At 38.6% G+C, this 26,468-nt stretch carries 22 protein-coding genes and 1 pseudogene; 6 read left to right on the top strand and 17 right to left on the bottom strand.

The features are described 5' to 3' along the window. Positions 1–251 precede the first annotated feature (251 nt). From GXM17_RS11495 to GXM17_RS11470, 6 genes and pseudogenes are all read left to right on the top strand, one after another. The gene (locus tag GXM17_RS11495) at positions 252–1,175 is read left to right on the top strand and encodes a hypothetical protein (protein WP_163399475.1); all 924 of its coding nucleotides are present in this window, start codon (positions 252–254) and stop codon (positions 1,173–1,175) included. Between the two features lie 4 nt (positions 1,176–1,179). Continuing rightward, positions 1,180–3,162, top strand: a complete 1,983-nt coding sequence (locus tag GXM17_RS11490; protein WP_163399474.1) for a TonB-dependent receptor plug domain-containing protein — start codon at positions 1,180–1,182, stop codon at positions 3,160–3,162. Between the two features lie 5 nt (positions 3,163–3,167). Further along, on the top strand, positions 3,168–3,554 hold the full coding sequence (locus GXM17_RS11485; RefSeq protein WP_163399473.1) for a hypothetical protein: 387 nt from the start codon (positions 3,168–3,170) through the stop codon (positions 3,552–3,554). Positions 3,555–3,584: 30 nt separating this feature from the next. Beyond that, complete coding sequence (locus tag GXM17_RS11480) at positions 3,585–4,451, top strand: MbnP family protein (protein ID WP_163399472.1); 867 nt, start codon at positions 3,585–3,587, stop codon at positions 4,449–4,451. Positions 4,452–4,515: 64 nt separating this feature from the next. After that, entirely contained in the window at positions 4,516–5,532 is a 1,017-nt protein-coding gene (locus GXM17_RS11475; RefSeq protein ID WP_163399471.1) for a cytochrome-c peroxidase, read from the top strand. A 231-nt stretch (positions 5,533–5,763) separates the two neighbouring features. After that, positions 5,764–6,843, top strand: a pseudogene (locus GXM17_RS11470) (heavy metal translocating P-type ATPase); the annotation flags it as partial. An 89-nt stretch (positions 6,844–6,932) separates the two neighbouring features. On the opposite strand, the gene GXM17_RS11465 reads toward GXM17_RS11470, so the two are convergent. The 17 genes from GXM17_RS11465 to GXM17_RS11385 form a co-directional block, all read right to left on the bottom strand. Next, the gene (locus tag GXM17_RS11465) at positions 6,933–7,268 is read right to left on the bottom strand and encodes a four-helix bundle copper-binding protein (protein WP_244307382.1); all 336 of its coding nucleotides are present in this window, start codon (positions 7,266–7,268) and stop codon (positions 6,933–6,935) included. Positions 7,269–7,306: 38 nt separating this feature from the next. Further along, positions 7,307–7,915 carry a DUF305 domain-containing protein gene (locus GXM17_RS11460; protein ID WP_163399470.1) on the bottom strand — a complete coding sequence of 203 codons (609 nt, stop codon included), beginning with the start codon at positions 7,913–7,915 and terminating at the stop codon, positions 7,307–7,309. 144 nt (positions 7,916–8,059) lie between these two features. Beyond that, positions 8,060–10,675 (bottom strand): multicopper oxidase domain-containing protein, encoded by a 2,616-nt coding sequence (locus GXM17_RS11455; RefSeq protein ID WP_163399469.1) that lies wholly within the window; start codon positions 10,673–10,675, stop codon positions 8,060–8,062. 27 nt (positions 10,676–10,702) lie between these two features. Further along, positions 10,703–11,191, bottom strand: coding sequence for a DUF305 domain-containing protein (locus GXM17_RS11450; protein ID WP_244307381.1), 489 nt, complete (start codon positions 11,189–11,191; stop codon positions 10,703–10,705). A 150-nt stretch (positions 11,192–11,341) separates the two neighbouring features. Next, positions 11,342–12,214: a DUF2911 domain-containing protein gene (locus GXM17_RS11445; protein ID WP_163399467.1), complete on the bottom strand. Its 873-nt coding sequence runs from the start codon at positions 12,212–12,214 to the stop codon at positions 11,342–11,344. 12 nt (positions 12,215–12,226) lie between these two features. Further along, positions 12,227–13,471 (bottom strand): hypothetical protein, encoded by a 1,245-nt coding sequence (locus tag GXM17_RS11440; RefSeq protein WP_163399466.1) that lies wholly within the window; start codon positions 13,469–13,471, stop codon positions 12,227–12,229. Positions 13,472–13,497: 26 nt separating this feature from the next. Next, a complete protein-coding gene (locus tag GXM17_RS11435) occupies positions 13,498–16,023 on the bottom strand; it encodes a heavy metal translocating P-type ATPase (RefSeq protein ID WP_163399465.1) in 2,526 nt (841 codons plus the stop codon). 176 nt (positions 16,024–16,199) lie between these two features. Continuing rightward, positions 16,200–16,739: a DUF3347 domain-containing protein gene (locus GXM17_RS11430; RefSeq protein ID WP_163399464.1), complete on the bottom strand. Its 540-nt coding sequence runs from the start codon at positions 16,737–16,739 to the stop codon at positions 16,200–16,202. Positions 16,740–16,760: 21 nt separating this feature from the next. Beyond that, a complete protein-coding gene (locus GXM17_RS11425; protein ID WP_089055914.1) occupies positions 16,761–17,975 on the bottom strand; it encodes an efflux RND transporter periplasmic adaptor subunit in 1,215 nt (404 codons plus the stop codon). A gap of 3 nt (positions 17,976–17,978) precedes the next feature. Beyond that, the gene (locus GXM17_RS11420; protein WP_163399463.1) at positions 17,979–19,319 is read right to left on the bottom strand and encodes a heavy metal-binding domain-containing protein; all 1,341 of its coding nucleotides are present in this window, start codon (positions 19,317–19,319) and stop codon (positions 17,979–17,981) included. Continuing rightward, positions 19,297–20,547 (bottom strand): TolC family protein, encoded by a 1,251-nt coding sequence (locus GXM17_RS11415; RefSeq protein ID WP_244307380.1) that lies wholly within the window; start codon positions 20,545–20,547, stop codon positions 19,297–19,299. Before GXM17_RS11415 ends, GXM17_RS11420 begins: the two co-directional genes overlap by 23 nt. After that, positions 20,531–22,465, bottom strand: a complete 1,935-nt coding sequence (locus GXM17_RS21905) for an efflux RND transporter permease subunit (protein ID WP_163399462.1) — start codon at positions 22,463–22,465, stop codon at positions 20,531–20,533. Before GXM17_RS21905 ends, GXM17_RS11415 begins: the two co-directional genes overlap by 17 nt. Next, positions 22,452–23,762, bottom strand: a complete 1,311-nt coding sequence (locus GXM17_RS21900) for an efflux RND transporter permease subunit (RefSeq protein WP_163399461.1) — start codon at positions 23,760–23,762, stop codon at positions 22,452–22,454. Before GXM17_RS21900 ends, GXM17_RS21905 begins: the two co-directional genes overlap by 14 nt. A gap of 4 nt (positions 23,763–23,766) precedes the next feature. Continuing rightward, complete coding sequence (locus tag GXM17_RS11400; RefSeq protein WP_035650032.1) at positions 23,767–24,237, bottom strand: heme-binding domain-containing protein; 471 nt, start codon at positions 24,235–24,237, stop codon at positions 23,767–23,769. Between the two features lies 1 nt (position 24,238). Further along, positions 24,239–24,928 (bottom strand): DUF3347 domain-containing protein, encoded by a 690-nt coding sequence (locus tag GXM17_RS11395; RefSeq protein ID WP_160374888.1) that lies wholly within the window; start codon positions 24,926–24,928, stop codon positions 24,239–24,241. Positions 24,929–24,957: 29 nt separating this feature from the next. Next, the gene (locus GXM17_RS11390) at positions 24,958–25,812 is read right to left on the bottom strand and encodes a DUF3347 domain-containing protein (RefSeq protein ID WP_160374889.1); all 855 of its coding nucleotides are present in this window, start codon (positions 25,810–25,812) and stop codon (positions 24,958–24,960) included. Positions 25,813–25,961: 149 nt separating this feature from the next. Then, positions 25,962–26,330 carry a hypothetical protein gene (locus tag GXM17_RS11385; protein WP_160374890.1) on the bottom strand — a complete coding sequence of 123 codons (369 nt, stop codon included), beginning with the start codon at positions 26,328–26,330 and terminating at the stop codon, positions 25,962–25,964. Between the last annotated feature and the right edge of the window lie 138 nt (positions 26,331–26,468).

Raw genomic sequence — 26,468 nt, 5'->3', positions numbered from 1 at the left:
ATTGCGCTTTGTACCTGATGCACAAAGATGCAATATTTTCATCTTGTTCATAATTTGACTTTATTGCGAAAACTCAGGTTGTCCAATGGATTTCAGCTTTGTCTGCACATATTCTTTACAACAGAAAACTCCTTGTTTGACAATTGAGAATCTATTTTCAATTAAAAACCTCCATTTAAATTTCACGGCACTTTTGCTTTCAGGATCTGATGGCTGTGCTGCATTTTAAACTTTTTTAATATTCATTACACATGAAATCCTTTAAATTTCTAGTTATTGCACTCTATTGTGCGATTGCTTCCTGCACAATAGACAAAACAGATTACCAGGCGGAAACAGGCGCTTTAGTGCCGCAATATTATGAGTTCAAAGAAGCCGTTTCGTTTACCAGCGGTACTTATAAAATAAGTATTGAAGCTTTAAACGGCACTTTTTATAAAGGTTACAACGAACTTCATTTGAAAATTATAAATACAAAGACCAATCAGGATGTCAATACATCCGAAGTCACTTTTTTACCCATCATGAGCAATACAGATGGAAGCAAAACATCCTGTCCGCACCTTTACAATCTTCCCTATGATGCGGCTAATAAATATTACACGGGTTATTCTGTATTTACAAGTGAAAGTACTACGGCAAACAGCTGGAAATTATATGTGAGTTTTACTGCCGATAATCAGCAGTATGCCATCAGTGGAGATATCATAGTTGAGAAGCAAAGCAATAAAAATCTCAATATGACCGCCTTTACTGCAAAGGATAATGAGCAATATGTTATCGCACTGGTTGCCCCTCAAAAACCAACAGTCTCAGAAAATAAACTGACTGCGGGTATTTACAAATACAATAAACCAACTACTCCTGCAGGAACTTTTCCAGATCCTTCTCAGTACTCTTACTCAGAAGTAAGCGACTACACTCTAAAGTTAGATCCCAGAATGCCAGAGCCTTCAATGGGAAACCATTCTTCGCCTAATAATCAGGATCTCACACAGCAGAACGATGGTTTGTATCATGGCGTTGTCAACTATACGATGACCGGAAACTGGACCTTGAATTTAATCATGATGAATCAAAACGGGCTGATCCTAAAAGGAACCGTTGTTCCAACAGATTTCACGCCGGGGATTGAAGGGGTAAAAAGTGAACTTTATATTGATACCTTATTCTAAAAATATGAAATATCTAATAATGCTGCTTTTTTTGGGAATGTCTGTTACGGCGCAAAACGCGCACGCAGGTCACGACAGCATAAAAAACCTGGAAGAAGTACAAGTAAAAAATGCCACCAAAAAAAAGAAAATAGAAACCGAAATGAAAATGGCAGTTTCTGTTGATGAATTTTTGTCGTCATCAGATAATATCAGCTTCATAAAACGAGGCGCTTATGCATGGGAACCTCTGCTGAATAATATGAGCAGCGAACGTTCAACGGTTACCATTGACGGCATGCACATTTTTGGTGCCTGCACCGATAAGATGGATCCGGTAACCTCTTATGTAGAGAGTAATAATCTTTCGGCAATTGATATAAAATCAGGGCAGCAAGGGAGCCTTCACGGGGCAACTGTTGCCGGAAGTATTGATCTGAAAAGAAAAAGCACGCCCTTTGGCATGGAAAAAAAATGGAACGCAGCCTATCAAAGCGGATTTGAACTTAATAACAAACAGTTTTTCAATCTTGGAAATGTGGCGTATTCAGGTGAGAAATTTGTAGCAGAAGGAAGTATTTCATACCGAAAAGCAGATGATTATTATGATGGAAACAACGACGAAGTAAAACATTCACAATACAAAAAATTCAATACTTCACTGGGTTTTGCCTATAAAACCACTGATTTGTCATCGGTAAGGGTAGATGCCATTTTTGATATGGCAAAAGATGTGGGTTATCCGGCCCTGCCAATGGATTTATCACTTTCAAGAGCCCTTATTACATCGGCATCTTATAAACAATTATTTGAAGAAGGACTCATAAAAGTAATTGATTCAAAGATATATTTCAACGCCATTGAGCATTATATGGATGATACCACACGTCCGGAAAATCTGGTTCATATGGATATGCCGGGCTGGAGCACCACTTATGGACTGGTTTCCAAAGCCAATTTGAAAAAGAACAGTTATTCGTCTGAAATACAACTCAATGCTTACGATAATTTGTCTATTGCAGAGATGCGAATGTATCCGCAGGACCGAAGCAATAGAACGATGTTTGCCTACAGCTGGCCTTGGGTAACAACGCGTTACGGGGGACTTTCCATGAACAATTCCTGGGATATTTCAGAGAAAAGCCAGATCAATTTAGGAGGATCTTTGGGGGTAAATTACAATTACTCCAAATATGTAGAATTCAACTGGATTTTTCATCCCGGCGCGCCTCAGGAAAAAACAAGGTTCCTGCCAAGCCTTCACGCAGGTTATAATCTGGATATCGATCATTTTAATTTTGCTGTCGGGACAGGCTACGGGCACAGGGCGCCATCGGTTTCTGAGGGTTATGGGTATTATATCTACAATAGTTTTGACCGCTATGATTATATCGGGAACCCTGATTTGAAAAATGAGATTTCGTATGAAGCAAATGCAAGTGCAGGATTTAAAAATGAAAGGTTCAGCCTTCAGGGAAAAATAAATTATTTCTACATTGAAAATTATATCATCGGAAGGATTTTAAGCATGGGAAGCCCGATGAATTACCAGTCCGTTGGGGTAAAAGGATATACTTCACTGGATTATGCAACGCTTTTAAATATGTCTATGAATGCCAGTTATGATATCCTTGAGCATCTGCATTGGAAAGCAGCACTTACCTATGCGCGCGGAATGGATGACAAGGGAGGAAACCTTCCTTTTATCCGACCGCTGAGTTATCAGACTTCGCTTCATTTTATGCATAAAAATTTTGGGATACAGACTGCTGTAAATGGTGATTTTGAGCAGATTAATTACAGTCCGCAGTACGGGGAAGACCTGACTTCAGCCTATACGACCTGGAATCTTTCAGCCAATTATAGTTTTAAAATAAATAAAGTTGGTACCACTATCCAGGCGGGAGCTGAGAACTTATTAAACAAATATTACAGCACGTATGCGGATTGGGGAAATATTCCCAGAATGGGACGCAATATTTTCACGTCTTTAAAATTCAGCTTCTAATAAAGATGAAAAAAGTTTTTAGTTTCACAATGACAATGCTTTTTCTGCTGGTTTCTTTCCAGCAGGCACTCATTATTGTGCACTTTAAACTCGATCAGAAAAATATAGAACAGGAGTTTTGTGTCAACAAGGCCAGACCCGAACTGCAGTGCCATGGTAAATGCCATTTGAAGAAAGAACTGGAAAAATCAGATCAGACTGATTTGGAGTTTACCAGTATCGGCAAGAAAATCGATATGGTTTTGGTATCCAATATCGAGGTTCCAGCTCTTATCAAAAAAGCTATAAAATCAAGTAAGATAGCTGATTATAAGGAATTTGGGCTATTGGAACCCTGTCTTGAAATTTTTGTGCCGCCGCCCATTTATTGCTGTTATCCACGACTCAATTAATAAATCGAAATAAAAATTAAATTAAAGAAAATGCAAAATTTAAAAAAATACTTTTTAGTATCCATTGCCTCTTTGGCATTCGTTTCCTGTTCAAGCGATGATGATAATCCTGCTGCAAACAATGTAACGCTGGAATTCAATAATACTTTTAAAAATAATACTATCGTTCTGGGCAATGCGGCATCAGCTTCTGCTACAGCCAATACTTCAGCCGCCGGACAGGTACATCATTTCTCCGAGCTGAAATACGTGATCAGCAACATCCGCCTTATAAAAGACAATGGGGACGAAGTTCCCTACAATGTAAATGATCTGGATAAGGGCGCGGCAGTGATTGATCAGGCAAAAACGACAACATTGAGTTATGTTTTAAGCAATGTGCCATCGGCGGCTTATAAGCAGATCAAATTTGGTCTGGGTATCAAGGCGGAGCAAAATACTTTAGATCAGGTAAGATTTCCTAATTTCTATGCTGCAGCAGGAGCAAACGACACCGAGATGATGTGGGAATGGGGAAGCGGATACCGCTTTACAAAAGTAGAAGGCTTTTATGATACCGATAATAAAGCAATGTCTATCCATACAGGAAGCACTGTTGAGGGAACTGCTCCAAACTACACGCAGGGCGTGAATGCTTACAGGGATATTACGTTGAACTTAACAACAAATGCAGTTGTTGGAAGTAAAGCCCCAAAAATCAAAATTGAAGCTGATTTTGATAAATTGTTAAGCGGAAAAACAAATACAATTACTTTATCAACCGGAACAGGAATGGATAACAACGCAACGCCTAATATTCACACTGCTGCCCAGATGGTAAAGTTTGTGGATAATCTGGGAGGAAACGGATCAAGTGATATCACAGGAATATTTTCAGTAACAGGGGTAGAAAACTAAATTCATATTGCAGGGCCGTCTGAGTTTTTAAAACTTGGACGGTTTTGCTTTAAATTCATTAATAATGCAAAAAATAATTGGTTTACTATTGCTATCCTTGTTGTCTTGGTCTTGCAGCAATGACGATTCTGATATGGTTTTGATTGATAATCCAGAGATTGCATTTAATATTCCCTCTGGGTTTCCAGAGTTAAATGCTTTTTTTAGCCAAAACAAACCCACTAAATACGGCGTGGAATTGGGCGGGAAGCTTTTCTCTGAAAAAAGGTTCAGCGCCGATAATACCATTTCCTGCTCCACCTGCCATATCCAGGTAAATGCTTTTACAGATCATAATGCGCAGGCTATTGGCATTGAAGGAAGGGTTGGGCTTCGTAATACACCATCCATTCAAAATTTGGCCTTTATGAAGTTTTACAATTGGGACGGAAGCAAACTCCAGCTTGAAACGCAGCCCTTGGTTCCTATTATCACCCATGAAGAAATGGATTCTTCCATTTTGGAAGTCATTGGTAAAATTAAGGATGATGCCCCTTACAAAGAATTGTTCAGAAAGGCCTTTGGGGATGAAAATATCACGCCGGAGAGAATCTACAAAAGTATTGCCCAGTTTGAATATACGTTGATTTCTGCCAACAGCAAATATGATAAAGTCAAACGAAATGAGCAGTCTTTTACAGCAGGCGAACTGCAGGGGTGCCAGACCTTTGAGCAGAAATGTGCCAGCTGTCACACCACGGAATTGTTTACCGATCAAAGCTTTAGAAATATTGGTTTTCCAATAAATACCAATACCAGCGAAGCAGGGCGGGGAAGGGTTACAGGGGGTGCTTCCGATTTTATGAGTTTCCGCGTCCCGACTTTAAGAAATATTGAATATACAGCACCTTACGGGAGTTTCGGGCAGTTTGCTGATTTAAAATCAGTTCTGGATTATTTTGACAAAGGTGTTCTGGACGCCGAGAACCTGGATCCGGTTTTTAAAGATAACGACAGGCGAATTCCGCTCACCGAAGAGGAAAAAAACAACCTTATTGCGTTTATGAAAACGCTAAGTGATCATGATTTTTTAGGGAATTGATACTATGAAAAGGAAAATTAAGGGTTTTATTTTTATGGCTGTCCATTTTTGTGTAAGTCATCTGGTTTGAAGTGTCATAGCTCTTTATAATGCATTTTTTTTTGGAGCTTTTTCCCGCTATACGTTGCAAACGAAGTTCACTGAACTCCAGTAAAATAAAAGTATAGTGAAGTAATCTTTTGTGCCGAACAGCGGCACAAAATGATTTCCGATTCTCTCGGGGCAATGATTGTTTTTAACGACTGGCTCTACAGGGCTTTGGTTTTTCTGGTAATATCATGCCCTTGTGCCCTGGTAATCAGTATACCCCTTGGTTACTTCGGCGGAATTGGGGCAGCGAGTAAAAACGGAATATTATTCAAGGGAAGTAATTTTCTGGACAGTATTGCCAATATCCAGAATGTGGTAATGGACAAAACAGGAACCATGACAGAAGGTGTCTTTAAAGTTCAGGATGTGGTGATTTCCGACCAGCTTAATAAAGACGAAATCCTTAAAATGGTCAATGCGCTCGAAGGCCAGAGTACGCATCCCGTAGCAACGGCCATCCATGATCACGTTGGTGAAATTGATCCCTCGATAGTACTTGAGAAGGTCGAAGAGATTTCAGGACATGGATTAAGGGCTGAGATTAATGGAAAAGAATTGCATGTAGGTAATTTTAAGCTGATGGATAAATTCGGTATCAAATATGATATTGATCCGAACTCTATAGTCTATACGTTGATTGCCATAGCTTACGATAAAAAGTTTGCCGGTTACTTAACCATTGCAGATACAATAAAAGAAGATGCGCAGCTGACTGTTGACAGGCTAAAAGCAATGGGAGTTAAAACCACAATGCTTAGTGGCGATAAAACCAATGTTGTCCAATTTGTGGCCGATAAGCTGGGCATAGTAAACGCTTTTGGAGATTTGCTTCCTGAAGACAAAGTAAATAAAGTAAATGAAATTAAAGCTACTAACCAAACCGTTGCATTTGTAGGTGACGGTGTAAACGATGCGCCTGTTGTAGCCTTGAGTACTGTTGGTATCGCTATGGGCGGTTTGGGAAGCGATGCCACAATTGAAACTGCCGATGTGGTAATCCAGGATGACAGGCCAAGCAAAATTCCAATGGCTATCAATATTGGGAAACAAACCAGAAAAATAGTGTGGCAAAATATTGTATTGGCATTTGCTGTCAAGGCAGTTGTTCTTATTCTGGGTGCGGGCGGACTTGCAACAATGTGGGAAGCGGTCTTTGCAGATGTAGGTGTTGCCTTACTCGCTATACTAAATGCGGTAAGGATTCAGAAAATGAAATTCTAATGGCAATAAACAGGCAGATTTTTGCCGTGTTAAGGTTCAAAAACAAAAACCGCACAACTGTGCGGTTTTTGTTTAAATAATTATTGGTATTAACTTGCCATGGCCTCACAAGCCTGGGCACATTTGCGACAAGCTTCCGCGCATTCCCTGCAGTGATCCATTCCCATTGCGGCATGTTTTTCACATTCCTCGGCACAAGCTTTACAAATTTCTGCACATTCAGCACATAAATGAGAGGCATGTTCGCCACCAATACTCATAAGGTTTGCAGCTGCAAAGCATATCACCGAACATTGCCTGTCGAGCTGTATGCATCTTGCAAGCATTTTTATATCGTCTTCATTCAGGCATTCCGTTGCGCATTTGTTGCACGCTATACCGCAAGCCAGACAGGCTTCGATACAATTTCTAAATTTCTGATCCATAATTTATTTATTTTGTATTAAAAGTTATTCATACTGAATTAATTTGCTACAAGCCAGTTGCCAAAATCAATTATTTCCTGGGTCTGCATTTCTACCATCATATTCGCCATTGCTTTGAGTTCTGCGTTTTTTCCATGATGTAGATAAGCCGATGCATTATCGAGTGCACTTTGGTGATGGACAATCATTAGTATGGCAAAATCATGGTCCGTATTTCCGGTGATTAATTGCGTGTCAGCAGTAATGCCCATTTTGTCCATTGATTTCATAAGCTCCATAGCAAAAGCATTATCGGTTTCATCAGCTGGCATGCCATTTATAATTGCTTTCATATGCTCTATTTCCTGCTGTTGGGTATCAATCACATCTTGTGCCATTGCCTTAATCTGGGCATCGGTACCATTTTGCAGTTCATAATTAGCCATATCTATAGCACCTTGATGGTGCATAATCATCATATTGGCAAAATCCAGATCTGGATCTTTGCTCATGGTCATTGCGTCCATTTGATCCATCATTGTGTGCATTTTATTCATCAATATGTTTTTATCATGCTCCTGAGGATGTATTCCGTTATCTTCATCATTTGAACAAGAGCCAACTATTAGCCCAATTACTATCAAGGTTGTGAATGCTGCTTTTTTCATAATTTCTACAGTTATAAATTATACTAAAGCTAAAATAATTATACCATTTGTCCTTTATTTATAAAATTTAGCCCAAGTTTTACATTATTATTACTACTGCACTCAGGCATCGACCGTTTGTATAATACTAGGCAACATAAACTGTTAGTAATTCAAAGTGAATCCGGCCCCAAAACCCATATCGCTGTCATAATGTGAGGAAAGTGATCCCCATCTGGTTACTATGTAACGAAGCCCCGCCATATATTCCTTGTCTGTATTCCACATTAGATTCATTCGTAATCTTTTAGAAACTGGGATGTCCTTACGTTCAAACTGTAGTCTGACTTTACCGTCTGTGAAAACTTCAGCCTGTGCTACTATTAACATAGGAAGGGTATAGTTGACCCCTAGACTCGCCACTGCACGTTTATCTTTAGTATTTTTTTGTCCAAAGAGATTTCTTTCCTGTTGATCTTCGCCCATTCTTCTATATCTCCAGTCAAATCCTATAAATGGCATTAGCCATTGCATTTTTCCAATATAGCGTCCAATATGTGTTTCAGTTTCATAGCCATGCATATCATTGTAGCCTAATCTCCATTCGGTCCCTATACTCCAGCGTGTCCCCTGATACATTGCTTCGCCATCGTTTCCATTAGTAGCAAAATCGTTTTCAGCCATGAAATGGAATTCTCTATCATCAGCAAACAATTTTCGCTGAGCCAGTTTAGGGTCTGGTATTTCTGGATTTGGAGGTGAATCTTCATAAGAAAAAATTCTGCCCATACCAGCCATCATATGGTAGAGAATGTGACAGTGGAAAAACCAGTCGCCACCATCTTCGCTTGCGGCGAATTCAATAATATCTGTTTCCATTGGCATGATGTCGATGATGTTTTTCAATGGCGCAAAATCACCTTGCCCATTGATTACCCTGAAATCATGTCCATGCAAATGCATTGGATGCCGCATCATTGAATTATTATGCAGAATAATACGTAAAATTTCTCCTTTCCTGATCAGTATTTTATCAGCTTCGGAAACGACCTTGTTATCCAGGCTCCACACATAGCGGTTCATATTTCCCGTAAGCTCGAATTTGAGCTCCCTTATGGGAGCATCTTTTGACAATGCTGTGTTTGTAGGAGATTTTAGCATTGCATAATTTAAAGTGACAATATCGGCAAGGGCATTGGCATTGTACTTATTTTCCATATTGTGCATGTCGTGCATTTTATCTGGGGCATCCAATTTGGTTTCTTCTTTGTCCATCTCCATTGGCATGTCTTTGCTTCCTTTTGTTTGTGGGCCTGTAATTTCAGGATACATTACCGAATTCATGTCCATCTGATTCAGCGACATCTTCATCCCCATATCATTTAGGTCTCCATTCATTTTCATCATACCGTTCATCATTTGCATCCCTTCAAAGTATTTCAGTTTTGGTAAAGGGGAGGCGAGCTGTTTAATGCCATTTCCAATGTAGAGAGAAGCTGATTTTGTCCGGTCTTCTGGTGTTGCCAAAAACTCATAAGATGTGTTTTCTGCCGGAATGGTCAGGACAACATCATAGGTTTCAGAAACTGCAATTAGCAGACGGTCTACCTCAACAGGCTCAACATCATTTCCATCACTGGCCACTACTGTAATTTTGCCTCCGGCATACGTAAGCCAAAAATTACTGGAGGCACCTCCATTAGCGACGCGTAATCTTACCTTATCTCCCGCTTGGAACTGCGAAAGTTGGCTTTCGTTTTTCCCGTTAATTAAAAATTTCTCATAATAAACATCGCTTACATCCATAGCATTCATACGCTTCCACTCGTTGATGAACTTGGTTTTTAAATAGCCTTGTTTTATAGCTTCTCCATAACTTTGTGTTGTGCCTTTTTTTATTGCAAACCAATCTGAAGCATTATGCAACATTCTATGAACGTTCTCCGGGTTGATATCGGTCCATTCGCTTAGCACAATCGGAATTGTCGGGAGGTCATCTATCCCTGCCCTGAAGTTTGGATCGGAGTTTCGTTTGTCCATCACAAAAGATCCATACATTCCTATTTGTTCCTGCAATCCCGAATGGCTATGGTACCAATGGGTTCCATGCTGCCTGATGGGAAAAGAATATTTGTAGGTAGAGTGCGCTTTTATCGGCATTTGGGTAAGGTTAGGCACACCGTCTTCTTTATTGGGTAGAAACAAACCATGCCAGTGTAATGACGTTTCTTCGTCAAGTTCATTATGGACATAAATTTCTGCAATATCACCCTCTGTAAAGGTTAATGTAGGCATTGGTATCTGGCCATTTACCGCTATTGCTCTTTTTGATTTCCCTGAAAAATTTACCACCGTATCGCGAACATATAAATCGTACCTTACAACTTTAGGTGGCTCATCATTTACCATCATTTTTTTTACTGGGGGATCTACTGTTTTCTTTTCCATGTTTGTCATATCATGCGCCTGGTGTGTGTCGATATTATCCGCAGAGGAAGATTTAGCCTTTTTAGGCATTTCCTCTTTAACAGGAGTTGCAGCTTTAGGTTTTCTGCCTGCTTTCGGCCTCACTGTTTTAGACTTTTCTTTCACTAATGCCATTCCGCATTTTGGGCATTTTCCTGGTTTGGATTCATGGATATCGGGATGCATGGGACAAGTATAGGTAGTGGGATTCGACTCTTCTTTGACAGGCTTTTTATCTATTGCCATTTTCATATCCTGCGCCTGAATTAGGACAGGAAGCATAATAAATACGAGTATTGTCAGTATATTTTTCATATTGCTTTTTTAAAGAATAGTGTTCTGTTATTTTTTTTTCATCTCTTTCAACTTGGCTTTCATCTGTGTAATTTCAGCTTCTTGCGCTTTTATAATGTCTTGGGCAAGTTGACTTATTTCTGGATCGTGAAGAGAAGCCTCCTGAGCCATGAGAATTGCCGCCGCATGGTGTGGTATCATTGATTTTAAGAATTGTTTATCATCAACAGCTGCTTGCTGTCTGATGCAGGAAAAAAAAAGGATTGCGGCAAGGCTGCCTGTTATAATTAACATTATGTTCCATTTTTTATTCATATACATACTACCCATTACAATAATCTCAATTACGAGCATTGGCATTGTCATTAGTCCTGCCATGTAAAATTGGTTTACATTGGGAATGACATTAGCAAAAATATCGACCATCGAATACATTAGTATGTACATAGAAATAAATGACAATACGATCATAAGGGCTAATTTTTTGTACATTTTGGAGTCTGCCTCTTTAGAATGCTGCTGTGTTGCGTGTTCCATTTTCATATTTTTAGCTTTAAAAGTTATTTTGATTTATCTATTTCCCTGAACAAAACAAGTCTAATGTTACTATAACACTATATCGGCTTAAATGGCAAGGATTTTTTTATGCTCCTGTAGTTTTCAATGTGATATTGTAATACTTATTATTTATTTACTTTTAAGTAATAATTGTAACTCTTCAATCTGATTTTTTAATTTTTCAGTACCCTTCATTTTTTTCTGTTCTGCAATTGTTAAGGCTTTTTTTGCTGCCTCAATAGCATTGGGATAATCCTTCAGTTCTAAAGATACTTTCTGTCTTAAAGTGGGATAATAAAAATTTTCGGGATCCAATTTTTCGGCCTCAGTTAACCAGGATACTGTTTGGTTATTTGCTCTTCCCGTGGTTGAATAATAATTTGCTGCCTGAAACAATAAAGTAGCATTTTGACTTTTCTCTTTAATAATATATTTGTCAATCAGGGCTAAAATTTCTTTGTCAGCTTTGCTTTTCATTGGTATTTTAACCATAGTATTTTCCCATTCTATTTTAAGGAAACCTTCCCCTTTACTATTGATGTCATTTAATTCGATGGTAAAAGTTTCGTAGAAATTAGTTGTTTTTTCTGTGGGGACGGTAAAACGCATAACGTCTTTTTTCTCATCATAACCAGTTTCGCCATGTAAAGTAATATCACTATTTATAATGATAGTCCACTCATTTTCTGATGGAATTGAAAATATAGAGTAGGTTCCTGTTTTTAAAATATTATTTCCTAAGGTGATATCCTCATTAGTACTGATGGTCGTACAGTCACTTGCACCTGTTCGCCAGAGTTTGCCAAAGGGCACCAGTTCCCCAAATATTTTTCGTCCTCTTACTAAGGGTCTGCTATAGGCCATTTTTATTGTTGAACTTCCAATTTCTTGTTGAAATGATGCTGAAGGGCTTGCAGAAGTAAGCTTAATTTGAACTTTTTCCTGTGCCCAAATTGATAACGATTGTATAATAATGAAGCTTAATACAATTATTTTTTTCATAGTTTTTTAATTTTAAATTGATTTTGATATTTTTTCCATTACCGAATGGTCGGTTCCAAATTTGCAGATGGCATCACAATTAGCTCTTAATTCAGAAAACAGGATATATTTTATATTCATTTTCGAGTTTTTTATAACGGGCCTATTTAGCTGAAGCACTACATCCTTTTCCCTGTTATTGGGAATAATAATATAAAAAACTTCCTGTCCGCTTGAGATACTAAAGTATAGGTCAGACAAGCGCAGTATGCCAGAGTAGATACTAGTGCTCTTTTCTACTTCAAAGGCACCTATAATTTTGTTTGTGCCTTTTTCTAACCAGAGCACATCAATAAGCTTAATGGTATTTTGAGTGTCCTTGTCGGTAGGCAACTCAGGGAATTTTACCAGTGAAATAAATGAGAAATTTTGTCCATTAAATGATTTGTTTTTATCATTGCTTGCCGGGGTAACATCGAAACCTAGAGAAATACCTATTTTTAGCAGATGGTATTGCATCTCACTATGCAGATTTTCCTCCAGTTTTTCTTCGAGTATTTCTCTTTGACGCTTGTGTACGTTTTTTTCGAATTTTGAACGTTCTGCCTCGCTTAAATATTCATCATTACCGATTAGCATTTTCTGAGTTCCAATTTCAAAACACAATCCTGCAATGGCACCCAAATCATTTGACAGCTGAGATTTATGCAAAGTGTTAGTTTCCATCAAAGTTTCTCTTATTTTAAGATATTCTGTCCAACTTCCCAATTTTTTTTTGTCTTTAAAAAGAAAATTAAAGCCATTGAGAATAGCAGTGTTGAATGGCGGGAACCAGGTTGGGTGTATGAAATACAAAATACTGGCAACCGCAGGTCCTAATCCTTTAATTTTTAATTCATCGAGTTTTATGATTTCTTTTACAACCTGTTCTTCAGACTTGGCATTAATACAATTTTCAAGGAATTGACCAAAAGCCAATTTATTGTTTTGATTTTCATAGATATCGGGGATGCGTAATTTGGGTTTCCAATAAAACGGATGGGAAACCCCTGCAAAGACTTGTTTTTGTTCAGCAATGCAACTCAGAACAAATTCTAAGCTGCTTTCTTTAAAATCATTAGGAAAGGTTTTCTTTTTAATATCCTCAATGACTTGTAAAACACCTCGTCTTATAGTCCGAAATGCCTTTAACCGTTGGTTGTTATCTATAAACCAGGTATTATAGACACTTTCGTTATCGTTTTTATACTGCAGAATAATTTGTCCTAGATTGGTCATTTGTTTTTATAATAAATTATTATTCTTTAGAGTTTTAAGCTTCTCAATCGCAATGCATTGACAATAACAGATACCGAGCTAAAACTCATTGCCAGGGCAGCAATCATAGGAGAAAGTAATATTCCGAAAAACGGATATAAAACTCCCGCAGCTACTGGTACGCCTAAGACATTATAAATAAAAGCAAAGAATAGGTTTTGCTTGATGTTGCGCATTACAGCGTGGCTCAGATTTTTTGCTTTTACAATTCCTTGCAAATCTCCTTTTACCAAAGTAATCTTGGCACTTTCTATCGCAACATCTGTTCCTGTTCCCATCGCAATGCCAATGTCCGATTGTGCCAAAGCTGGCGCATCGTTTATACCATCTCCTGCCATAGCAACAACTTTTCCTTCAGCTTGTAATTTTTCTATTACTTTTAATTTGTCTTCCGGTAAACAACCTGCTTGGAAAGAGGTTAAATGCAACTCGTCAGCAACAGCTTTGGCAGTATTTACATTATCTCCCGTAAGCATAATTACTTCAACTCCTTGACTCATTAATTCTTTTATAGCAGCAGCACTGGTTTCTTTTATAGCATCGGTTATCGTTACAAATCCCACTACGTTATTATCCACAGCGATATAAGAAACTGTTTTTCCTAATTTTTGTTCGGCAATAATTTTCTCTTCAATTGTGGCAGAAATAGCTGCGCCTACTTGCTCCATTAATTTTTTATTCCCTAATGCGATCTTTTTATCAATAGCAGTTCCAATAACTCCTTTTCCTGCAATATTTTCAAAATCATCGACTTTCGTTAAAGAGACATTCTTTGCTTTTGCAAATTTTACTACTGCTTGTGCTAAAGGATGTTCGCTATACTGATTTAAAGACGCAATGTATTGCAACAGTTCATCTTCTGAATATTGAAATGCAACAATTTTTTCTACCGAAGGTTTCCCTTCTGTAATTGTTCCTGTTTTATCAGTAATCAGAACATTTACCTTATCCATTTTTTCTAAAGCTTCAGCATTTTTTATCAGAATTCCCGATTGAGCGCCTTTTCCAACTCCTACCATTACAGACATGGGCGTTGCCAATCCTAAAGCACAAGGACAGGCAATAATTAATACCGCAATGGCATTTATAAACCCATAGACCAATGCCGGTTCGGGACCAAATTTTGCCCAAATGAAAAAGGTAAGAATGGAAATTACAACAACAATTGGTACAAAATATTTAGCAATACTATCGGCTAGTTTTTGAATTGGTGCTCTGGAACGACTTGCATTATTAACCATCTGTATAATTTGCGAAAGCAAGGTTTCCGAACCAACTTTTTCGGCAATCATGATAAATGATTTGTTTCCGTTTATAGTTCCTGAAGACACCATATCGCCTATTTTTTTATCTACAGGAATTGGTTCACCGGTAATCATCGATTCGTCTATTGTACTTTCACCATCGGTTATTTTCCCATCCACAGGAATTTTATCTCCGGGTTTTACCCGTAATAAATTACCTTTTTTTATATCATGGATTGAGATTACTTTATCACCGCCATCAATTACCAAAGTAGCTTCGGTAGGAGCCAATTTTAATAATTCTTTTATAGCACCACTGGTTTGACTGTGCGCTCTGGCTTCAAGCAATTGTCCTAATAAAACCAAAGTCAGAATAACTGTTGTGGCCTCGAAGTACAATAGTACTGTTCCGTGCTGGGTCTTAAATTCACTTGGAAAAATGTCTGGAAAAAACATTCCAACTAAACTAAATAAAAATGCCACTCCTGTACCAATTCCGATAAGGGTAAACATATTTAAATTCCATGTGATTATTGATTTCCATGCTCGTACAAAAAATACCCAGCAGGCATAAAAGACAACAGGAAGTGATAAAATAAGCTGTACCCAATTCCATTTAGCCGCATCCATTAGTTGAAGTAGAGGATTGTTGTGTGCCATTTCTATCATGGCAATGGCGAAAACAGGAACTGTAAATACAACCGCTATTTTCATTTTCTTAACCAAACCCTTATAAATCCTTTGTTCTTCGCTTTCGCTTGGTTCCATTGGTACTAGATCCATCCCGCAAATAGGACATGATCCTGGCGCATTGGTTATAATTTCCGGATGCATAGAGCATGTGTATTGCTGAACCTGAACAGCGGGTGGTTCTTGTACCAAATGCATTCCGCATACAGGACAATCTCCCGGTTTATCATACATTTTATCGCCTTCACAATGCATCGGGCAATAGTATTTTCCACCCGCATCATTATGAGGCGCAGCTAACTTTTTATGATCAGGATCGTTAGCAGTACTACAGCATGGTTTCTCAGCTGTTTTTTCTTGCGAATGAGTCGTGTGTGTCATTTCAATGGTGTACTTTCCAACCGCAGTCAATGCTTCCTGCAGCTGTTCGGTTGCAATATGTTTTTCCATTGTAATGGTTGCCAATGGAGGATCTAAGGTAACAGTTGCCTTTATTCCCTGCACAGCATTTAATGTTTTTTCTACTTTCGTACGACATCCATCGCAAGTCATTCCCGATATTGTATAGGTGTGTGTCATAATGTTGTTTTTTTTTATAAAATTCGATGTGTTATATATTTAATATATAGAAAGTTAGCTTTTTTTTAGTAAACCTGAAATTTTGATTTGCTTAAAATGATCTTATTCCCAATAAGCTTTGATATCCATTTTTTAACACTGAAAAAAATTACAAGTAGTTTTGTTTTAGAACCTAATTATTTAATTGTTTCTTTCACCTCACCGCACTTGAGCATTTTTGCTCCAAAATAAGGATTACGTACTTCTTTGGTAGAACTAATCCATACGGCCCCCTTATTGTCAAACGCCATTGGACAATATTCCACGTACAGCTCAGCCTGGGTCATTCCTGCTTTTTTTAGCAGGTAAATGAGTTCATTGCTTAGCTTAGAATAGGCAGCCCGCTGGTTTTCAATATCAGGAGCTGAAACGATTGCTGCGGCACTTACTGCAAGAGTACTGTTGTTGCTAATTTGCCGTGCTCCCGCTTCAATCGCATTGGCCGCCAGTTTTGCTTCCGCGAGATTATCTTCGGTAAGGGCTACTGTTAAATGTGCATACTGGCTGTATATCGCGTTTAAGACATCATCATTTATCCTGATTTCGGCTTCTTTTGAAATTGGGACAGAAGTTTCGCTATCCTCAGGATTCTCTTGCTTTTTGTTTTCATTATTACCGCAGGCAATAAGTAAGAAGATTGATAATATCGGGATTCCTATTTTGATTATTTTTTTCATCGTCTGTTGTGAGATTGGTTATTACATTTTCATTCCTGACATTGGGTTTTTGCCTTTCTTTAATATAAATTCACTGTACAGGAGATAGGCGCCAGATGCAACAACGACATCACCTTTTTTTAAGCCGCCAGTAATTTCGACTTCATCGAAGGTTTCCGAACCAATCGCCACCATTCTAGGCTGATATTTGCCTTTTCCAATTTCAATCCAAACATGTGTGCCGCTTCCGTCTCTTATAACAGCATCCACAGGTATGGTCAATTTCATTTTCTGTTCTGAGGAAGGCAGTAAAACAATTGCCTGCTGACCTGCCTGCCATTGATTGTTTGGATTGGCAATAGTACCGCGCAGCTGTATTATCTGCTTGCTTGTCTGCAAGGCAGGATTTATAAAATCTACGGTCATTGTTTGGGGCTGATCTTCATAACCAGAGACTAAAACTTTAACCTTTTGGCCGGTTTTAATTTTACCTGCATCGGCTGGATAAACATCAGCTTCGACCCATAAACGATTGTAATCTTCTAATTTCATAATAGAGGCTCCTTCTGCTACATATTGGCCTTCCGTTATGGAAAGTTCTGCAACTATTCCTGAATTTGGAGAATAATAATCAACATAAGGGGATGCTTTTTGTTTTTTGAATAACTCATTAAGCTGGGCTTCGGACTGACCATACAATAATAGTTTTTGCTTTGCAGCATTTTTTATTTGGGCAAAGCGTTTATCCTCGGCAAAGCTTGTGGCCTGTGCTGTGGCAATGAGGTACTCCTGTTGCAGGGCTGATAGCTGCTCTGAATATATTCTGTATAAAGGCTGGCCTTTTCGAACGGGAACACCAGTTTCTTTTACATACAACTCTTCAATCCTTCCTGCCACTCGGCTTGAGATGTAAATAGTTTGCTCAGGGTCAGTAACCAAACGCCCGTTGAGACGCGATGAATTCGAAAATTCATTTTCTCCGGCTGTTATTGTAGTCAAATTGGCTAGAGCTTGCTGGCTTGGCCCCAAGGTTAGAAAGTCCTGTGAGTTGTTTTTTTCGAAGGGCACTAAATCCATTCCACAGATTGGGCATGAGCCAGGACCATCTTTTACAATTTGCGGATGCATGGGACAGGTATAGGTTTGAACTTTTTCCTGACTGACTTTTTTTTCTTCTTTTTGAACACATGCTGTAAATAGAAGTGGAAAAACCATTGCAATGAGCAAAATAGTACGAATTATTGATTTACTGTTCATGACTTAATTTTTTAATTTATTTTCTGAAGCTATCTTGATAAAACTCTCACTGTCTATCATATAGGCCGCATTGCTGGCAATACCCCAATCACTGATGTCTTGATCTATTAGGACCATTCCATCAGCATTGTTTTTCGTTTTAACTTCTCTGGGAACAAACACGTCTTTTTCTTTTTTGAAAACGATGGATTTATTTCCTAGATTGAGAACGGCACTTTGCGGGAGCCACCAGCCTTTACTGACAATAGGAACGGCTGCAGTTACTAATTTTCCAGTTTGAAATTTATTATCCTGCAAATAAATCCTTGCTATAGTAAAGTTGCTTCCCTCTTTAAAGACGGGCTGAATGAGTCCGATAATACCAGTATATACGTTTTGCTTATCTGAGGGTTCATAAAACATCAGTTTTTGTCCTTTTTTAATCTGGGGTGATACCGATGGATCAAAAGCAAATTCAGCGATAAGGTTTTTATTGGTATAGATTGTAAAAAGTGATTGTCCTGCACCGATATATTGCCCTTCTCTTAACATAATAGCAGAGACAGCAGGACTAGATGCGCTACTATTTGATGCTGCATTGCCACTTGAACCCATAGCGCCCATGCCATCATCTGACACTATGCTTTGAGGCGAAGCCGCCGGAGCTGCCGTAGAACTGTTTCCTGCTGCAGTGTTGTCTAAGATGTATCCGGTAGCATTACTGTAAACAGGAATGCGATAGGAAATTTTACCTGTCTTTAATACCTGTTGTATTTGTTTCTGCTGCATACCTAACAGAGACAGTCTCTCTTTTGCTTTTTGCAGCATCGGATTGTTTGCATCAGATTGATAAATAAACAACAATTCTCTTTGCGCGGCAGCGAGGTCAGGTGAATAGATTTCCATGATTAGCTGTCCTTTTTTTACGGGCTGGTAATTGTACTTAATCAGCAGGCGCTCAATCCTTCCGCTTACCCTGCTCGAAATGCTGGTCTGCTCACGGGTATCGTAGGTAATAATTCCCTGCACCTGCAGAGAGAATATTTTAGTCCCTCCCTGAGGTTTTATGACAGATATATTAGAAACGACCTGTTCGTTGACGGGTTTTAAAAGGTGTTTTAGGCTGCTGTCTATAGCTGTTTCCGTACCAGGGGTATGTCTTGGAACCAATTCCATACCGCATATTGGACAGCTGCCGGGCTTATCCTGAATAACTTCGGGATGCATTGGACAGGTATATTCCTGATTTGTAACATGCTGATGTGATGGCTTATTGTTATGCTCGGTTTTCTTGTTACAGGCTGTCAATAATAATATCGAAACGAATAACAATGCGACTAACTTAGCGATAGAGTTCTTTTTCATAATCGACAATCATTTGATATAGTTTTAATTTTTCATCTAATAAGTTATTCTGCAGCATATTTAAAGCTTCCCAGGAATCAATTACTACAGGAATCTGCAGTTTGTTTTCCTGATAGTTCAGAAAGTTTACATCCAGGGACTTTTGCATAGAAGGGATTATTTTTGTTTCGAGTCCCAAAATCCTTTTTTGCATGGTCAGTATTTCATATTGCATACCGTACAACATTCCCTGGGTTTCCTGCAGCATGGCGGATTTCTCTTTCTCCATTGCCTGCACATTATATTGCATTGCTTTGGTATCTGATTTATACATTTTTGATGACCAGGGAGCAATAGGAATAGACATCATTGCCATTACCGAATAGGCTTTGGGCATCATTTTATCAAAAGAATTCATATGATCAAACTGGATTTTAAAAGAGGGATTTTTCTCTGCTTTCATGGCCTCAATACTAAGCTGCATCGATTCAATCCCTGCATCCATCTTCTTAATATCACCACGTACCCCTGCAAGACTTGTGGTGTCGTGTAAAGCAGGGTTAAAGACGGGGATAATACTCGTGTCTATGGCAAAATCAGCATTGCCGGGCTGGTTCATCAAGCTGTTGAGCCATGCTCTTGCTTTTGCGATTTCACCTTCCTGCATGCGGACCATATTTTTATTTTCTTCAATCCTTGCATCGATCTTGTATACATTACCCAATTGCGATTGGTTGTAGGGATAGCGCACTTCCTCAATCTTTTTCATGGTCAGCATTATCTTTTCGTTCTGATCCAAAACTTTCATTCGCTGCTCGGCCACCATCCAACTGTAATATAGTTGTTTGGCCTGTGCTTTATACTCGTTAAGGGTAACGGCACGGGTAGCGTTCTCAATGTTTCCTTGGGACTGGATGAATTTTTTCTTCTTGTTTAGTTTTCCTACATTGGGGATGTCCTGTTCAATTCTGAACATTAAAGATCCTTTGTCGCGGTCATCCATAACTTCCTGAAAAGGATAGGGGGTCATAAAGGTTCCCACACCCACCATTGGTGCCATCCATGCTGTTGCGGCATCGGCACTGTATTTATATCCTTCTGCTTTTAAACTATAGCTTTGCAGGAGCACATTTTTTTTATCAATCCTTTGAAGGATTGTATCGAGAGACAAGACCTGTTTGGTCTGGCTCAATAGCTGTAATGGCAGTAAAAGCAATAGTACTGCCAGTATTTTAATGTTTGACATCATGTACTTCAAGTTTGCCATATTTTCTTAGTTCATATTCTTTGGACATTAGGAAAATAAGCGGGGTTACTAATAAGATATGTACGGCAGAGGTAAATACGCCGCCAATCATGGGCAATACAATTGGTTTCATTACATCCATTCCAACACCATTGGACCACAGGACAGGTACTAAGCCAAATAATGAAACGCAGACGGTCATTAGCTTTGGGCGCAATCGTTTTGCGGCGCCGTGTACCACATATTCCCTGAGATCTTCTTTAGTGATGGTTTCCCTTGAGTTTCCTTTGGCCTTGATAAGTTGCTCCATGGCATCATTGAGATAGATAACCATCACAATTCCGGTTTCCACGGCAATTCCAAAAAGGGCAATAAAACCTACCGCTACCGCCACTGATAGATTGACATCCCAGAAAAAAATGATATAGGCACCTCCAATTAAAGCAAAAGGAACTGTTATAAGGCTTAAAAAGGCTTCTCTAAGGGAATTAAAGGCAAAATAGAGGGCGAAGAAAATAATAAGCAATACTAGTGGTGCAATGATTTTAAGTGTTTTTTCTCCGCTAATCAGGTTCTCATACTGTCCGCTCCATTCTATAAAGTACCCTTCAGGAAGTATGTTTTTGGCGCTTTCCAATTTTTTCATGGCTTCCTGTACGGTTCCTCCCATATCACGATCCCGTATATTGAACATAACAGCTCCACGCAATAATGCATTTTCAGAACTGATCATTGGCGGGCCATCTACGAATTTAATATCAGCAACGGCAGATAAAGGTACTTCTCCAAAGGTTGGAGACTGTAAGGGAATGCGTTTAATGCGTTCCACGCTATTTCTATAATCCTGCGCTATACGCACACTTATTGAAAAACGTCTTCGTCCTTCAACAGTATTACCAATGGATGCACCACCTAAAGCAAATTCCACCGTTTGGTTTACATCATCTACTGTTAATCCATATCGGGCCAATTCCTGGCGATTAACATCAACATCAAGGTATTTACCTCCGGTAATAGGATCTACAAATAAATCAGACACTCCTGGAGTTCCTTCTAAAGCCATTTTCACCCTTTCAGACACACGGGCAATGGTGTCGAGATTTTGTCCGTAGACTTTAATTCCTACATCGGTACGAATTCCTGTTGCCAGCATATTGATTCGGTTAATAATGGGCTGTGTCCAACCGTTTACTACACCAGGTATCTGGAGTTTGGTGTCGAGTTCCTTAATAATATCTTTTTTATCTATTCCTTCACGCCACTGTGATTTTGGTTTTAGCATGATAATGGTTTCAATCATGCTCATTGGGGAATTATCCGTAGCTGTGTTAGCTCGCCCTGCCTTTCCCAAAACACTTTCTACTTCAGGAACCGATTTGATTATTTTATCCTGGACCTGCAAAATGCGTTTGATTTCTCCATTAGATACATCAGGAAGGGTAACAGGCATAAATAAAATACTCTGCTCATCCAATGGAGGCATAAACTCCGTTCCCAGCCGCATCAATAATGGTATAGAAATCAATAATGCCAGAATATTGACTGCAAGAGTTGTTTTTCTCCATTTCAGAACCCAGCGTATAATTGGCTCATAACCTCTTTCCAAAAAGCGATTTACCGGATGTGAATCGGTTGGACGGAATTTTCCTTTCATAAAAAAAGATATCAGTACCGGAGCTAATGTAAGTACCAAGAGGGCATCCACAATCAATATGAATGTTTTTGTATAAGCTAAAGGATGGAATAGTTTTCCTTCCTGTCCGGTAAGCATAAACACAGGTAAGAAAGAAGTAATTATAATTACAGTGGCAAAGAATACGCCACGAGAAACCTGCTTGCTGCTTTTCTCAATTATTTTGAGTCTTTCCTCTTCGGATATCCACTGTGGTTTTTTGCGAAATATATTTTTAATTCTTTTCATCAGAGTTTGTTTCATTTTTTTGTTCAGATTCCCATTGTGCATACCGTTGCGAGAGATGCTGGTAGGCGTTTTCACTCATAATAATACCGTTGTCAACTATTACTCCAATGGCAAGTGCTATACCTGTAAGGGACATAATATTGGAGGATATGTCAAAGGCATTGAGCAGTATGAAACTTGCTGCAATTGTAATTGGTATCTGGATGATAATACTCAGTGCACTGCGCCAGTGAAAAAGAAAAATAATAACGATAAGCGACACTACAAGCATTTCTTCAATTAAGGTACGCTTAACCGAATCAATAGATTCTTTAATCAGATGTCCCCGGTCATATACAATATTGAATTTTACCCCTTTTGGGAGCCCTTTAGCAACTTCCTTCATCTTTTCTTTCACATTATCAATTACAGCATCTGCGTTTTCACCATAACGCATCACTACTATACCGCCAACGACTTCGCCAGTGCCATTATGATCAAAGATTCCCAATCGGGTTTCCCCGCTCATCTGAACAGTTCCTATATCGCTGACTTTTATAGGAATTCCATTTTGGTTTTTCAGCGGAATATCCTCAATCTCTTTGATGGATTTCAGATAACCGGATGTCTTAATGATATAACCAATATCACTCATGTCGAATTTTCTTCCGCCGCTTTCATTATTATTGGCACGTACAGCACTTATAACCTCCGGGACAGACAGCTTATAATATAGCAGTTTGTTTGGATCAATGGTAACCTGGTATTCTTTTTGAAATCCTCCAAAAGAAGCAATTTCACTTACTCCGGGAACATTTTGCAAAGCAAACTTGACGTACCAGTCCTGTAGGGCTCTTTGTTCGCCAAGGTCAACACCGGGTGCCTCCAAAGTATACCAGAGTATATGCCCAACCCCAGTTCCATCGGGTCCTAATTGCGGGGCAACTCCTTTGGGCAAGGTGCTGCTAACAGTACTGAGCCTTTCCAGTACTCTTGATCTTGCCCAGTATACATCAACATCATCTTCAAAAATGACATAAATAAAACTCATACCAAACATGGAAGCAGCTCTTACATATTTAATTTTGGGCAATCCCTGAAGGTTGGTAACCAAGGGATAGGTGATCTGGTCTTCAACGAGCTGTGGAGCACGTCCCATCCATTCTGTAAAAACGATTACCTGATTTTCAGATAAATCGGGAATAGCATCAATAGGATTTTTTTGAATAGAGATGATACCCCATACAAATATTCCTGCTGATAATAGTAAAACGATATAACGGTTGCGCAGCGACCATTCTATTAATTTGTGTACCATAGATTTAATTTATTTGTGCAAGACTATCGCTTACTTTTTCAATCCAATTGAGCAGTTGTTCTTTCTGAACAGTATTCAGCACTGCATTTTTATGGATCAGCGTATAGGAAGCCAAAGGCATTTCGTTAGCTTTTATCTGCTTGGCAATTCGGTCTAATTTATTTTCCTGTTTTCGTTTGGAATAACTTCCCCATTGGCTAAAATTCAAATTTTCTTTACCCTTAGTAATATGCCCCTCCATGAAAGTACGTGCCGGCTGTATGTAGGAGTACCATGGATATTGCGTGTTGCTGCTGTGACAATCATAACAGGAAGTCTGAAGAATCGTTTGTACATTTTTGGGAATGGGATAGACTCTCGAAATGTGAATTGGTAAAACCTGCCCGTAATCGGAATTTCGGGCAGGCTGATACAATTGCATCAGTAGAAAAATAATTAACCCAATAAAAAGAATCTTTCTGATGAATCGTTTCATTTTACAATTGTTTTTTCATTGAGCCGCAGGTTAGCATTTTAGAACCATAGTAAGGATTTTTTATCTCTTTTGTTTCACTGATCCAGATAGCCCCTTTCCCTGCATCATACATAGGGCAGAAGTCCTGATACAATTTTTGTTCTGACTTGAAAGATTTTATCAAATCATTCATGTCTTTACTGAGCATGGCGAAATGCTCTCTTTGGTGCTCAATATTTCCACCATTAGCTCCAATATGTTGGGCGTGTTCTTTGGCATCATCAGCTATATCAAGATATTCTGTCTTTAATTTCGCATCGATTGAATTGGGATTTACACTATTAAAAATTGTGTATAATGTATTTGCGGCATTTGCGGCACCTTTTGTATCATCTTTGGTTAATGCATTTTTTAGAGACAGGTAATTATTAACGATTTCGTTAATAGAAAATGTTGCCTGAGCAGCCTGGGTTGTTTTTGCTTCTGCGTTTTTTTCAGTAGTAGTTTGCTTTACTGGCTCGGTTAATTCCATTGCGCACTTGGAGCATTTGTCTCCTTTTTTTCCTGTAACTTCAGGATGCATGGAACAGGCATACAATTGTGATGCTGTTTCTGTTGCTTCAGAGGTAGTTGTTGCCGCTTCGGTGTTTTTTTGGTTACAAGAAACCATTACTAATGCCATTGCTATAGTGGAAAGAATTACATTTTTCATTTTTATTGTTTTTATTTTTTTTTGATTGATTATTTGATTGTTTCTATAGTTGATCCACAGCTTAACATCTGGGAGCCGTAATACGGATTCTTGATACCGCTTTCTTTGCTGAGCCAATTCGCATCAACCATTGGACAATGGTTATAATAAACCGGTTGTGGCTGATTGGCAGTTTTTATAAGATCGTAAGTGCTTTTCGATAAGTTTTTGAAGGATTCTCTTTGTTTTTTAATATCCTGGGTCTCAGAAATATTTTTTGCATCCGTAGCTAAGCTTTTCATTACATTCATCCATGTGGTATGTTCTTTGGGCTTTAGCTTGTCCATTTCAACAGCATTGATCGCATTAAGAAGCTCTTTGGATTTCATTTTGGCAGTTGTAGCATCTGTTTTCACCAAAGCATCTTTTAGCTCAAAGTAGTTCTCGAAAATGGCTTTAAAGGGACTGTCTTGTTGTGCATCTGGAAGAACTGCGGTTGTATGCTGGGAATGATCCATTTTCTCCATATCCATTTTTGATTCTTTCATTGGGACAGCCATCTTATTTGTTCTTTCATATTGGCAGCATTTTGGAAGTTTTGCATAAGCATCACCAGGAGATAAGAATTGCTCGCTGTCGTATCCCGCTAAGGCAATTCGTTTTAGGATCTCATCTTGATTTGTTTTCTTCTGGTCGTAGGTAATTGCCGCAATTTTGGTGTTTTCATCCCAGTTTACCGATGCGATGTTTTTGATGTTTCCTGCTTTTTCAATAGCAGTTTTGCACATTAGACAATTGCCATAAATTTTTGTGTTTACGGTTTTTGCATTTTTTATAGGTGCACCAAAACTTATGGCTGATAACAATATAGTAATTGCCATCAATGCTTTTTTGATTGTTTTCATTTTAAAATATTTGAAGTGGATAAAGCCTTTGAGAATTAAGCGTATAGGCGAAGTGCATAGACTACATTCTATAAAAGCAAAAAATAAAAAGTAATGAAGCGCAAAGGGCTTCCTTTTTTGACACACTTATGGCTGTCAAAAATGGTGTTTTAGCTTATTTTAGGAATAAGCCAGATGGAATAGAAACCCGATAAAGGTGAGGTTTGGGAATCGGAAAATTTTTGTTTTTGAGAAAAAACACTTATGACATTGTTTTTGAATTCCAGCTCGCTTGTAAAACAGATACCTCCATTACAAACCGAAGCACAGCTGCACATCGAATGTCCGCATTTTCCACCGCAGCCATCATGTTCTTTGCTGCCTGAATGATTTGTTTTGGAACAGCAATTATCATTATCAGCATTAGGGCCTTTTTTGGTACAGGAATGATTTACCTCAATTTTTTCACATGCAAAAGTCACTGCCGGCTTTAAAAATAAGCCCAGCATAACAATTAATATGAGGTGAAATCTGTTCATGTAAAAAATTTAATGAAAACAAAAATACTTATATTATTTTATATTTTAACAAAAAAAATGTTAAAAAGCGCAGTTCTGCAGCGGCAAATTATACTGGATAGGTTAACCTGTTGTACTGCTCATACTCTTGCTAAGGCA

This window comes from Flavobacterium fluviatile (assembly GCF_010645065.1).
GTDB lineage: Bacteria > Bacteroidota > Bacteroidia > Flavobacteriales > Flavobacteriaceae > Flavobacterium > Flavobacterium fluviatile.
This window is presented reverse-complemented; position numbering and strand designations above follow the sequence as displayed.